This window comes from Halorussus halophilus (assembly GCF_008831545.1).
GTDB classification, from domain to species: Archaea; Halobacteriota; Halobacteria; order Halobacteriales; family Haladaptataceae; genus Halorussus; species Halorussus halophilus.
In genome coordinates, this window is record NZ_CP044523.1 from 2390886 (window position 1) to 2403956 (window position 13071).

At 63.5% G+C, this 13071-nt stretch carries 9 protein-coding genes; 4 read left to right on the plus strand and 5 right to left on the minus strand.

Features of this window, described 5'->3' with window-relative positions:
• Together gltB and F7R90_RS11920 are read right to left on the minus strand one after the other, a co-directional pair.
• Positions 1–4539: a glutamate synthase large subunit gene (gene gltB, locus F7R90_RS11915; protein ID WP_158057646.1), complete on the minus strand. Its 4539-nt coding sequence runs from the start codon at positions 4537–4539 to the stop codon at positions 1–3.
• A gap of 172 nt (positions 4540–4711) precedes the next feature.
• Positions 4712–5968: an MFS transporter gene (locus tag F7R90_RS11920; RefSeq protein ID WP_158057647.1), complete on the minus strand. Its 1257-nt coding sequence runs from the start codon at positions 5966–5968 to the stop codon at positions 4712–4714.
• A gap of 141 nt (positions 5969–6109) precedes the next feature.
• Here F7R90_RS11920 and F7R90_RS11925 point away from each other — a divergent pair, with 141 nt between their 5' ends.
• The gene (locus F7R90_RS11925) at positions 6110–6532 is read left to right on the plus strand and encodes a hypothetical protein (RefSeq protein WP_158057648.1); all 423 of its coding nucleotides are present in this window, start codon (positions 6110–6112) and stop codon (positions 6530–6532) included.
• A 42-nt stretch (positions 6533–6574) separates the two neighbouring features.
• On the opposite strand, the gene F7R90_RS11930 is transcribed toward F7R90_RS11925, so the two are convergent.
• Complete coding sequence (locus F7R90_RS11930; protein ID WP_158057649.1) at positions 6575–6934, minus strand: DUF6176 family protein; 360 nt, start codon at positions 6932–6934, stop codon at positions 6575–6577.
• Positions 6935–7069: 135 nt separating this feature from the next.
• On the opposite strand from F7R90_RS11930, the gene F7R90_RS11935 reads away from it, so the two are divergent.
• Positions 7070–7897, plus strand: coding sequence for an aldo/keto reductase (locus F7R90_RS11935; protein WP_368408504.1), 828 nt, complete (start codon positions 7070–7072; stop codon positions 7895–7897).
• Between the two features lie 129 nt (positions 7898–8026).
• Here F7R90_RS11935 and F7R90_RS11940 read toward each other — a convergent pair whose 3' ends face one another.
• On the minus strand, positions 8027–10393 hold the full coding sequence (locus tag F7R90_RS11940; RefSeq protein ID WP_158057650.1) for a PAS domain S-box protein: 2367 nt from the start codon (positions 10391–10393) through the stop codon (positions 8027–8029).
• Between the two features lie 162 nt (positions 10394–10555).
• Between F7R90_RS11940 and F7R90_RS11945 the strand changes: the two genes are divergently transcribed.
• Positions 10556–11296, plus strand: coding sequence for a hypothetical protein (locus F7R90_RS11945; RefSeq protein WP_158057651.1), 741 nt, complete (start codon positions 10556–10558; stop codon positions 11294–11296).
• A 66-nt stretch (positions 11297–11362) separates the two neighbouring features.
• Entirely contained in the window at positions 11363–11551 is a 189-nt protein-coding gene (locus tag F7R90_RS11950) for a DUF7333 family protein (RefSeq protein ID WP_158057652.1), read from the plus strand.
• Positions 11552–11804: 253 nt separating this feature from the next.
• On the opposite strand, the gene F7R90_RS11955 is transcribed toward F7R90_RS11950, so the two are convergent.
• Entirely contained in the window at positions 11805–12776 is a 972-nt protein-coding gene (locus F7R90_RS11955; RefSeq protein ID WP_158057653.1) for a phosphoadenosine phosphosulfate reductase family protein, read from the minus strand.
• Positions 12777–13071: the final 295 nt, after the last annotated feature.

Sequence of the window (13071 nt, forward strand, 5' to 3'; positions counted from 1 at the left end):
TCAGTCTGCACGACCCGGCACGGCCGTCACGTCTTCGCCTTCACGTCCACCCGCCCGCGGCGGCGGGGAGTTGCGCACGTCTTCGCGGCCTTCTTCGGTGACGGCGCGCTCGTAGGCTTCGGGCATCACCTTCACGAACTGCGAGAGCGCAGTCTCCCAGTCGTCGAGTAGTTCCTGTGCGCGTTCGCTCCCGGTATAGGCCGCGTGGTTCTCCACGAGACGGCGCAGGACGTGCTCGTCGCGCTCGGAGAGGTCAGCTTCGAGGTTGACCATGCCGGTGTTGGCCTTGCCTGCAAAGTCGTCCTCCGAATCGAGGACATAGGCTACGCCACCGCTCATCCCGGCCGCGAAGTTCTTCCCGGTGTCGCCCAACACGGCGACGACGCCGCCGGTCATGTACTCACAGCCGTGGTCGCCGACGCCTTCCACGACGGCCTTCGTCCCGGAGTTGCGGACGCCGAAGCGTTCGCCCGCGCGACCGTTGACGTAGAGTTCGCCGTCGGTCGCACCGTACAGCGCGACGTTGCCGACCACGACGTTCTCGGTGGGGTCGTAGGCGGCGTCTGCGGGCGTCGAGACGGCGATGCGGCCGCCGGAGAGGCCCTTACCGAGGTAGTCGTTCGCGGCCCCGCGGAGGTGCATATCGACGCCCGATTGCAGGAACGCGCCGAAGCTCTGGCCCGCCGTGCCGTCGAAGCGACAAGAGACGGTGCCGTCCGGGAGCCCTTCGACGCCGTGGGCCTGCGAGATGCGGTTCGAGAGTATCGCGCCGACGCCGCGGTCCTCGTTGCTCAGTTCGCCTTCGAGGACGACCGGGTCACCGCGTTCGATTGCGTCTCCCCCAGAGGCGAGCAGTGTCCGGTCGAGGTGGTCGTCGATTTCGTGCGTCTGGGGTTCGGTCTTCGTCCGTGCGCCGGTGCCGGGGTCTGCCAACACCGCCGAGAGGTCGAGTCCGCGAGCCTTCGGGTGGTCGGTCTCCTGCTGTTGCAGGCACTCGACGTGGCCGACCATCTCCTCGACCGTCTCGAAGCCGAGTTCGGCCATGATTTCTCTGAACTCCTGGGCGATGAACGTCATGTAGTTGATGACGTGGTCGGGTTCGCCGGGGAACCGCTTGCGCAGGTCCTCGCGCTGGGTGGCGATGCCGACCGGACAGGTGTTCTCGTGACACTGGCGAGCCATCACGCACCCGCTGGTGACGAGGCTCCCGGTGCCGAAACTGTACTCCTCAGCGCCCAGCAGGGCGGCGATTGCCACGTCGCGGCCGGTCTTCATGCCGCCGTCTACGGTGACCTTGATGCGAGAGCGCAGGCCGGTCTGGCGGAGCATCTGGTTCGCTTCGGCGAGACCGAGTTCCCACGGCAGGCCAGCGTGCTTGATGGACGTTCGCGGACTCGCGCCCGTGCCGCCGGAGTGGCCGGAGATGTGGACCACGTCGGCGTTGGCCTTCGCCACGCCTGCCGCGATGGTGCCGATTCCGGCTTCCGAGACCAACTTGACGTTCACGTCGGCGTCCTCGTTGGCCGCCTTGAGGTCGTGAACCAACTGCTTGAGGTCCTCGATGCTGTAGATGTCGTGCTGGGGCGGCGGCGAGATGAGTCCGACTCCGGGCGTCGCGTGGCGGACGTGTGCAATCATCTCGTTGACCTTGTGGCCCGGCAGGTGGCCGCCCTCGCCGGGCTTGGAGCCTTGGGCCATCTTGATTTGCAGTTCGTCGGCGCTGGCGAGGTAGCCGCTGGTGACGCCGAAGCGCCCCGAGGCGACCTGCTTGATGTTGCACTCGCGCTCGGTGTCGAACCGCTCGGGCGGTTCGCCGCCCTCGCCGGTGTTGGACTTCGCGCCGAGGCGGTTCATCGCGATGGCGTTGTTCTCGTGTGCCTCCGGACTCAGCGACCCGAGGCTCATCGCCGCCGTCGAGAAGCGTTGCACGATGTCGCCGACAGGTTCGACTTCTTCGATGGGAATCGACTCGCGCTCGCTCGCGTCGAAGTCGAGCAGGCCGCGCAGGGTCTGGAGTTGTTCGTTCTGGTCGTTGATCTGCTCGGCGAACTCCTGATACTGGGCGTAGTCGCCCTCGCGAACTGACTTCTGGAGCGTGCCGACCGTCTGAGGGTTCCACTGGTGGAACCGGCCACCGGTTCGGTTCTCGAACTCGCCTTGGCGTTCTAACTCGCTGTCTTCGCTCTGGTCATCGTCGCCAGACCCGAATGCAGTCTCGTGACGCTCGCGCAGGTCGGCTTCGATTTCGGCGACGCCGATGCCCTCCGTGCGGTTCTCGGTGCCTTCGAAGTACTCGGCGACGAAGTCTGAATCGAGACCGACCGCCTCGAATATTTGTGCCCCGCGGTAGCTCTCGACGGTCGAGATGCCCATCTTCGACATGGTCTTCAGCAGGCCGTCTTCGAGGGCTTTGACGTAGGCATCGATGGCCGCAGACTCGTCCATACCGTCCGGGCCAGCGACGATGTCGGCGATGGTCTCGTAGGCCAGCGAGGGGTTCACCGCGCCCGCACCGTAGCCGACGAGGCAGGCGAGGTGGTGGACCGTCCGGGGGTCGCCCGACTCCACGACGAGCCCGGCGTGCGTGCGGAGTCCCTCGCGGACGAGGTGGTGGTGGACCGCGCCGGTCGCGAGCAGACTCGGAATCGCCAGTCGCTCGGAGCTAATTCCCTCGTCCGAGAGGACGACGACTTCCGCGCCGGACTCGACTGCTTCCTGCGCTCGCTCGCGGACGCGCTCGACGGCGGTTTCGAGGTCGGTGGCTTCGGCGTCGTACGTGACGTCGATACTCTCGACGGGAAGTTCGCCGTCCTTGAGCGCCACCGTCTCGGCGTCGGTCAGCACGGGCGAATCGAGGACGAGTTGGCGGGCGTGCTCTGGCGACTCGGCCAGCAAGTTGCGCTGGCGACCGAGACGCGTCTCCAGACTCGTCACGCACTCCTCGCGGAGGTAGTCGATGGGTGGGTTCGACACCTGCGCGAACAGTTGCTTGAAGTAGGAGAACAGCGGTCGGTTGAACTCCGACAGCACCGAGAGCGGCGTGTCGTCGCCCATCGACCCGACGGGGTCCTTGCCACCTTCTGCCATCGGTTCGAGCAGGTTGTCGAGTTCGTCGTGGGTGTAGCCGAACGCGGCTTGTCGGGCGCGCAGGTCGTCTCCCTTCTCGGCGGTCGAGTCGTCCTCGGCACTCAGTTCGACTTGCTCGTTCTCGACCCACTCGCCGTACTTGTCGTCCGTGAGGTCCTCGAACACTTCTTCGTCGGGGACGACGCGACCTTCCTCGGGGTCTGCGAGGAACAGTTGGCCGGGTTCGAGACGGCCGCGTTCGCGAACTTCGCTCTCGTCCAAGTCGAGCGCGCCGACTTCGCTGGCGAGGACGACTCTATCGTCGGTCGTCACGTCGTAGCGGCAGGGGCGTAGACCGTTTCTGTCCAGCACCGCGCCGACTCGCTCGCCGTCGGTCGCCGCGACGAGCGCGGGGCCGTCCCACGGTTCGACCAGCGAGGCGTGGTAGTCGTAGAACTCCCGGCGAGCGCCCGACATTCCCGCTTCGTTTCTCCACGCTTCGGGCACGAGCATCCGGAGGGCGTGGGGCAGGTCGCGGCCGCCCTGTTGGAGGAGTTCGACGGCGTTGTCCACGGCGGCCGTGTCGCTTCCGTCGGGGTCGGCGACGATGGGCGTCACCCGGTCGGCGTCGAAGTGCTCCGCTTCGAGGGCCGTCTCGCGGGCGCGCATCCAGTTGACGTTGCCTCGGACGGTGTTGAACTCGCCGTTGTGGACGACGTTGCGGTAGGGGTGTGCGAGGTGCCACGCGCCGAGCGTGTTGGTCGAGAAGCGAGCGTGGACCATCGAGAACACCGTCTCGACGCGCGAATCCGTGAGGTCCGGGTAGTAGCCAGCCAGTTGCTCGCCCTTTAGCAGTCCCTTGTAGACGACGGTCTGGCGGTCGAGCGAGCAGACGTAGAAGCGGTCGGCCCTGTCGCCGTGGTCGCGCTCCTCGACTGCCTGCTCGAGCGCGCGCCGAGCGACGTAGAGGCTGGTGTCGAACTCCTCGGTCGAAAGTGTTCCTTCGGGCTTGACGAACGCCTGCCAGACGGTCGGCTCCGAATCGAGTGCGGTCTGGCCGAGGTCGGCGTTGTCCGTCGGCACTTCGCGCCAGTGGAAGCAGTCGAGACCGTCGTCGGCGAGAACGGCTTCAGAGAGAGATTTCAGGTTCGCGCGAGCCTCGTCGTCGTGCGGCAGAAAGAACGTCCCGACGGCGTACTCGTCGGGGGCAGGCAGAGTCGGCACTTCGGAGGCGAAAAAGGCGTGGGGCTTCTGGATGAGGACGCCAGCACCGTCGCCAGTGTTCTCTTCGGCACCGGTCGTTCCGCGATGTTCGAGGTTGGCGAGCAGGTCGAGGCTGTCTGCGAGTACGTCGTGGCTGCCTTCGTTTTCGAGGTCCATGACGACCCCGAGACCACAGTTCGACCGCTCGTCGGTGGGGTTTGCGAGCAGTCGTTGGTCCCCGGAGTCGGATGGCTCTGGATACTCGTGCATGTGGACAACCTACTCGTTTTCCCTTAAGAGGATACCCCTGAATGTATTAGGACGTGTTAATCCCAAATAAGGGACCTAATATCCTATTGTAGCATACGAACGTTTCGCGGCGAAGTAGTCGATTCGCTGAGAAATTGTCAGAACGAACCTGCTACTAGCGAGTCAATGCCGACTACCAGCGAGTCAGTGCTTCCGCCCCGTGTGTCCGCGACAGCACGCCGAGGAAGGTGAAGATGCCGCTGAACGCGGCGAACGCACCGACGAAGAACACCCACTGCATTCCGGCGGTGTCCATCAGCAGGCCGCCGATCATCGGCGCGACGACGCTCCCGGGTCGCCAGACGAGTTCCCGGATGCCGAAACTCGACGCGACGCTCCCGTCGTCTGTCCCCTCGTCGGCGAACAGCGCCATGCTGGCGGGTTCGCGGATGCTGTCTGCGACTCCGAGCAGGCCGTTCAGCGCGACCAACGGAAGGAACGCCGCGGAGAGCGGCCCGAGGAAGGGATAGGTCCCTGGTAGGCCGAGGAAGTCGCCGATTGCGGGGGCGAACGGCACCGCAAGCGCGACCAGTCCGTAGAACCCGCCGCCGACGAAGACGAACAGCGAGCGTCCAGCGCGGTCGGACCAGCGACCGGTGTAGGGTTGACAGAGCATGTTCGTCAACTTCTCGGCTGTGAGGACGACGCTGACCGCGATTGGGGCATACGCGAGACCGCCCTGTGCTGCCTCGACGCCCGCGTAGAGTGGCACCCACGTCCGAACGAGCGTCACGGCGACAGCGTACTGGGCGCGGAAACTTGTGAGCGTGAGGAGTCGTTCGTTGAACGCGAGGTCAGAGAAGGGGTTGCCTCGAATCGACGTGTCGTCGGCGTCGAGGAAGTACCAGACGCCGACCATGGCGGGCAGGAGAAGCGCGACGAGGACCGCGTAGACGGCGTCGAACCCATAGAGTTGATAGAGACCGCCCGCGCTCAGACTACCTAGAATTCCGGCGGCGAAGCGCCACGCGTTGGCCTTGCCGATGTAGTTGGCGCGCTGGTCGGCAGGCGCGAGTTCGCCGACGAGAGCGAGCGACATCAACCCAGACCCGGTGATTGCGACGCCTTGCAGAGCACGAACGAGGATGAACTCCAGCGAGGAGTGGTCGGGCGAGGAGACGAACGCGAAGGCGACGTAGCTCAGAATGCCGAGGCCGAGACAGCCAGCGAGAACGAGTCGCTTGTCGCCGCGGTCGCCCGCCCACGCCAGCGGCACAGTTGCAACGGTCTGTGAGAGTGTGAACGCCGTCGTGAACAGTCCGACGACGAGACCGGTCGCGTCGAAGAGGTTGACGTAGGTCGGCAGCAGCGTCACGAGCGTGATGAAGCCGAACCCGGCGGCAAAGCGTGTCAGATACAGCGCGTAGAACTGCAGTTTCTCCTCGTTCACACCGAAGAGGGTGACTGTGACAGAAAAGCCGTTTCGGAAGCGGTAAGCGGATAGACCGTCGTTTTCGCGTGCTTCGACGCGAAGTTGACTTACCCAGTCTCCAACACAAGAGGTATTGCAGTTCGACTGACAGGCTTCGGCATGGACAGGTCGCGCCGCGCCCTCCTCCGTTCGATGGCGGTCCCGTTCTCACTCTCACTCGCCGGTTGCACGGACGAAACGCCCGAGGACGTAGAGAGCATCCGAGTCCAGAACTGGCACGCCGAGTCGCACACCGTCGCCCTCGTCGTCCGCGTCGATGGAGATCAGCGAGTGCGTCGGACGGTCGAAGTGTCGTCAGTCACGGAGCGGGAAGACGGTGCCACCGACCCCGGTGACGTGACCATCGAGAAGACGCTTCCCGGTCCCGGTCTGTTCGGCACGCGGCGCTACGAAGTGACGGTTCGACTGGACGACCGGTCGCCGGAGACAGAGACGCACACGACCGGCGAAGGGTTCGACAGCATCGTCGTTCGAATCGGCGAGAACGAGTCGCTCGACGTGGTCTTCGAAGACGCTGTGTGATTTGCGTGCGAGTCGGTTGCCCCCGTCTCACTCGTTTTCGTCTCACTCGTTCCGGTCGAGCGTCGATGCGAAGAACAACTGGTCGAGTTCGCGCAGTTCGGCACCCTCGGTACAGACCGTCTCGAAGAGGAGTTGGTGTTCGCGATTCAACTCGACGAGTTCGTCGTCCTCGATGTCCGAGAGGTCCATGTCCGGTGGGTAGTCGTCGCTGGCCTCCATGTAGTAGTACAGCGTCGGGTCGTCTCCGCTGTCGTCGAGCCACGCCGCCTCGCTGAACATCCCCTCCAGTTCGAGTCCCCGCTCGAACAGGTCGGTCTCGTCGCTCAACGCCTCGAAGTACTCCCGGAGTCGCCCGACCTTCTCTGGGTCGATGGGCAACGCGTACAGCATCGGTTCGACCATATCTAATTATTTATATTACATCTCATAAATGTGGTAGTTTGTCGTTTCGAGACGACGTTCGACGACGTTACGGTAGCACGCTACTTTTCCGCCGCCGTAATCGCTTTTGGTGCGCTCGCCGAACGTGTAGGTACTATGGCTCAGACGGACACCGACGAGGAGTTCCGACTCGACGGAATGTCGCGACTCGGACTCGGCACGTGGCAGAACACCGACCCCGAACAGTGTGCGAACAGCGTTCGAACGGCGCTGGAGATGGGGTATCGCCACATCGACACCGCACAAATCTACGACAACGAGGAGTACGTCGGCGAGGGACTCGCGGCGGCGGACGTCCCTCGTGACGACGTCTTCCTCGCCACGAAAATCTGGACGAGCAACCTCAGTCACGACGACGTCATCGAGACGGCCAAAGAGAGCCTCGACCGACTCGGCGTCGAGTACGTAGACCTGCTGTACGTCCACTGGCCCGTCAACGAGTACGACGCCGAAGACACGCTCCCAGCGTTCGACCAACTGCGCGACGAGGGGCTGATTCACAACGTCGGCGTCAGCAACTTCGAACCGGAACACGTCGATACTGCGCGAGACGTACTGGACGCTCCCGTCTTCGCCAACCAGGTCGAGATGCACCCGTACCTCCAGCAAGACGAGTTACTCGGTCACTGCCGGGAACACGACGTGAACGTCGTCGCGTACTCGCCGCTGGCCCGCGGGCGCGTGTTCGACGACCCGACGATTCGGGACGTCGCCGAGAAACACGACGCGAGTCCCGCGCAAGTGAGTCTTGCGTGGCTCCTCCAGCGGGACGGGGTGGCCGCGATTCCGAAGGCGACCGGCGAAGACCACATTCGGGACAACTACGGCGCGCTCGACGTTCGATTGGACGAGGAGGACGTCGGGAAGATAGAGGGGTTAGGCGAGCACGCACGCGAGGTGGACCCGGACTTCGCGCCGTGGTGAGTTGAGCGAAGCGAAACGAACCTCGTCGAAGCTTGCTTCGACGGTGGTGAGCAATTCGTAGAATTGCGAACGTCGAAAGACGAACGAAGTGAGTCTTTCGGAAGTAGCGAGACTCCTTCGGAGTCTCGCTCACTCCCGAATCTCGAATCGCGCGCCACCCTTCTCGCTCTCGGTCAGTGCGACCGACCAGCCGTGGGCCTCCGCGATGTCCGAGACGATGGCCAGACCGAAGCCGGTGCCGTCCGTGGCGGTGGTGTAGCCGTGGTCGAACACCTGCTCTCGTTCGTCCGGCGCGATGCCCGGTCCGTCGTCGGCGACGTAGAAGCCTCCATCGTCGAGGGGGCCGACCGTAACCGTCACGTCGCCACCGCCGCGTTCGAAGGCGTCGTGAGACTCTGTCTCACGGGCTGTCGAACCACGTTCGACAACGTTATCAGGCGAAGCCTGATTGCTCGTGGAGCTATGCTCCACGGCGTCGTGAGACTCGGTCTCACTGCCTGTCGAACCGTGTTCGACGCTGTTCCGAAACAGGTTCTCCAGCAACTGACGCAACCGACCCGGAGCCGCTTCGATACTCGTCTCGCCGTCGATTCGGAGCGTGGCGTCTGCCGTGTCTACGGTGGCCCACGCGTCGGTAGCAATCGTCCGGAGTTCGAGCGGTTCGGTCTCCGTGACGGTGTCGCCCTGCCGCGTGAGGGTCAACACGTCCGCGACCAACGCGTCCATCCGGTCGAGCGCGCGTTCGAGCGGTTCGACGTGAGGGTTGTCGTCTACGTCTTCGGCTAGCATCTCGAAGCGACCCTGTGCGACGTTCAGCGGATTGCGCAGGTCGTGTGAAATGACGCTCGCGAACTCGTCCAAGCGGTCGTTCTGGCGGGCGAGTTCGCGCTCGCGCTCTTTCTGGTCGGTGATGTCCGTATAGACGCTGACGATTTCGGTGTCACCGTCCACCTCGATGGCGTCGGTGTGGAACAGGAAGTCCCGAACGTCGCCGTCGGTGCCGCGGCGGAGTTCGATGCCATCGACGCACTCGCCCTCGCGGACGCGCTCGTTGATGTCGTCTGCCTCCCGTTCTCTCTCCGGCGGGACGATAATGTCGTCCAGCGGTTCGCCGACGAGTTCGCTCGCGTCACGGCCGAACGTCTCCTCGAAGGCGGGGTTGGCCGCGCGAATGCGTGGCTCTTGAGTGTCGTCGTAGACGCAACTGACGACGGCGTTGGGCACGTTCTCGAACAGCGCGGCGAACCGGTCGCGCTCGGCCCGCAGTTCGCGCTCCGAGTCGATGCGCCGCAGTGCTTCCGTGAGGTGGGCCACGAGGAGTTCCGTCAGTTCGCGGTCCTCGTAGTCGAAACCATTCGGTTCCTCCGAAACCGCTTGGAAGACGCCGAACTCGCCGAGCGGGACCGTCAGTGCCGACCGGTACTGGCTCTCCGCGGCGTCGTGGTCTCCGTCGTCCACGTCGTGGACGAGGTTCGACTCGCCGCTGTGGAACACTGCTGCGACGATATTGTCGTCAGCGTCGAGAGTCGTCGTCTCGTAGTAGCCGTCGGTCGGAACGCCTTTCGAGACGGCCTTAGGGACGAGTTCGTCACCTTCGGCGGCATCGACCATGCAGAGGTCGAACGCCAAGATGTCCTCTGCCGCAGCGACTGCGAGGTCGTAAATCTCTTGCTCGGTCGTACACGACACCGCTCGCGCAGCGACGTCGTACAGCGACTCGATTTTTCCTTTGGTCTCCCGAAGTTCCGATTCCATCTGCTTGCGCTCGCTCACGTCGCGGCCGTAGACCGAGATGCCGTCTTCGGCGGGATAGGCCCTCGCTTCGACCCACCGCTCGGAATCGACCACGAGCGTCGATTCGACGGTCGTCGCCACCTGCTCTTCGAAGGCCCTCTCGTAGGCTTCGTGGAATTTCCCTTCATTGCCGTCTGGGAACGTCTCGCGGATGTCCGACCCGAGTAGCTCCTCGCGTGTTTGTCCGAACAACTCGGCGGCGCGCTCGTTGACGTACCGGAACCGCCAGTCGTCGTCCAGAGCGAAGAAGGCGTCCGTGACACGCTCGAAGAGACGACGCGTCTGCTCGCTCGCTTCGGCGGCCTCAATTTCGGCGCGGTGCTGGGCGACGGCGTTCTCGACGCGGTTGGCCAGCATCTCGTACTGCTCGGTGCCGGTGCTCTTCTGGAGGTAGTCGGTGACGCCGGCCGAGATGGCTTCGCTCGCTATCTCCTCGCTTCCTTTGCCGGTGAACAGGACGAACGGCAGGTCGGGGTCTAACTCCCGAACCTGTTCGAAAAACGCTAATCCGTTCATCTCGGGCATGTCGTAGTCGCTGACGACGCAATCGACGCGCTCGTTGGCTAGCCGGTCCAGAGCCGTCGTGGGGTTCGTCTCGATAGTCGGCTCTAAGTTTTCGCCAACCCGCCGTAGATACGTCGCCGTGAGGTCCGCGACTGCCTCGTCGTCGTCGACTAATAGCACGCGAATGCGGTCGCCCATTGCTGTCTTCCCGGATACATCAGTGGAGGCCTTATAAAGATTCGCGCTCAGCGCGCACGTCGTGGGAGACACCGATGCACTCCCCGAACCTACTTTGGGATGGTTGGTAGGGCCGAAGAACCCCGAAACTTCATATCCGGCGTCACGTATGAAATAGCGAAGATGCACAGCAGAGCGAACACCGGATTCGTGGGGGCGATCCGGTACGACCTGGAACGCTTGCACGAGAGTTGGATGGAACTGTTCTTCCCGCGCCAACGCGGGGCGAGTAACACCGTCCTCGGGAAGTGGTCGCCGTCTTCGACCTCCGGACGCGTGGCGTACAAAACGTGGAGCGCGGTCGGCACCTTCGTCGTTGCACTCCTCTACCCGCTGGCACTGTTCGGCTTCGCGGCCCGCTACTACACACGGAAGATAGACGGCACGGCGACCAGACTGGGCGTCGTCGGCGTCGTCCTCCTCTCGCTGCTCGTCTGGGGTGGGTTGACTGCGCTCGCTAGATTGCGATTCTCCGAGAGCGGCTTCATCGCGGTCGCCGCGGCAGGTGGTGTCGCCACAGTTGCGGCGGCACTGGCGTATCTCACCGGCAAGTACGGCGGCCGAGTCACGACCGTCGTCCTCGCGTATCCGTTCGCCATGACGGCTATCTTCCTGCCGCCCGTCGTCGCGGCGCTCTACTCGCCGACGCTCGGCGACGCAATTTTGCCCAAGAGCTACACGCTGGCCGTCTGGCTACTGGACAACGTGTTGGCCGTCGGGAACATCAACCAGTTCCTTCGCGACGAGTTCGCGCTGGAAGGGTTCGGCTACGTCGGGATGTGGTTCGGCATCGCGGTGCCTGCTGGCTGGCTACTGGGCTTCTTCGTCACGCTGGCGAACGTGGTGCGGCCCAAGAGCGAGTAGGTAGTTCATTTTCGGTTTGCTGGAATCGGAGCAATCCTTTTGCCGTCTTCGTCCTGACTGGCTCACATGGAGTTCGACACGACTACTACGGCAATCGCGTTCGTCGTACTGTTCGGCATCCTCGCGGTTGGCACTTTCATGAGTCCGATGACGACTAGTACGGTGATGATGGTCCTCGGCGGACTGGCGGTGTTCGGAGTCGTCACGCTCGCACTGGGCGTCAAACACGGCGAGTACAGAGCGACCCACCGATAGAATCACGCGCCGCTACTCGACCGAAGAAAGGAGCGAAAACGGGTTTTGGTCAGGCGGTGCGGAAACACCAACTACTCTACCGCGAGCGCAGGCGAGGCGCGCTCTGCGCGCCTCGCCGGAGCGAGCGCGTCCGAGGAACCCCCGGAAGAGCGCGCTCCGCGCGCTCTGTCGGGGGTGACGACGTGATTTTCATCAACGTTTTGCCAGCGAGAAATCGCGCGGTTTGCGATTTCGAGCGCAGCAAAAGGTTGTCTTACATGTAGCCTAGGTCTCGGAGTCGCTCCATCAGGTCTTCTTTGTCCTGTGCGCGGCCAGCGCGCTCGGTGGTGTCTTCGAGGTCCTGGAGCCACGCAGGCTCTTCGTCGGACTTCTCGGTGCTGACTTCGCTACCAAGCGAGCGGAAGCCTGCGAAGTACTTCGGACTGATTGGGATGTCGTCGTTCGTCAGGCCGTTCGGCAGGTCGTCGCCGGACTCGGGGACGTAGCCCTCGTCGGGGTAGTCTTCCACGGTGTCCGGCACGACGAAGTGCCAGAAGCAGTCCCAGACCGCGCGCTCGTCGAAGTGGAGAATCGGCTGAATGCGGTCGTGGGGCGGGTAGATGTCGGGGTCGTGGCGCGGGCTGAAGAACGTCTCGTCCGCGCGGGCGTCTTGCTCGTCCCAGCGGACGCCGGAGATGACGCCGTCGATGTCGTACTCTTCGAGGGCGTCGTTGAGCGCCACCGTCTTCAGCAGGTGGTTGCCGACGTAGGTGTCCAGCAGGAACGGGAACGTGTCTTCCTCGTATTCGAGGAGGTTGCGCACGTGGTGCTGGTTGTGTTCGCTGAGTTCCGAGATTTCGATGTCGTCGCCCGGCGTCAGACCGTGTTCGTCCACGTACGCGCCGACGTCTTCGTTGCGCGCGTAGACCACGTCGAGGTCCCACTCCTCAGCCCACTTGTCAACGAAGTCGTGGATTTCGTCGAAGTGCTGGTAGTGGTCGATGAAGACCGCGGGCGGGATTTCGAGGTCGTACTTCTCGGCGACCTCTTTGATGAAGTAGAGGGTGAGCGTCGAGTCTTTCCCACCGGTCCACATCACGGCCGGGTTTTCGTACTGTTCGAGACCCTCTTTGGTCACTTCGATGGCCTTCTCGATCTTGTGCTCCATCGAAGCGTAGTCCTCGGGGTCTTCTCCTTCGCCGTCGGTGTAGTCCACGTCTACGTAGTTCGGGAAGTCTTCCGGCATCGTACGTAATTAGATATAATTACCACGGTAAAGTGCTTTTCGGCTGTCCCGTGGTTCAGGCGGAGAAAACTGCCGTGAAGGGCCGCCCTACGGCGATTTACCACTGCAGATATTCAAAATACGTTATCTATCTGCATTAAGTTTGTGGCAGGATGACAGTAGTTACCGCTCGTCACTAGTATTTAAACGACGCTGGCGCGCGGAGAAATCGCAGGGTTCGGCACGCTCGGGCATGGGACGCGCGGTGGCGGTCGCTCTGCGGTTGCGGTGCAGTCGCTGTGCGGTCGCTGTGCGG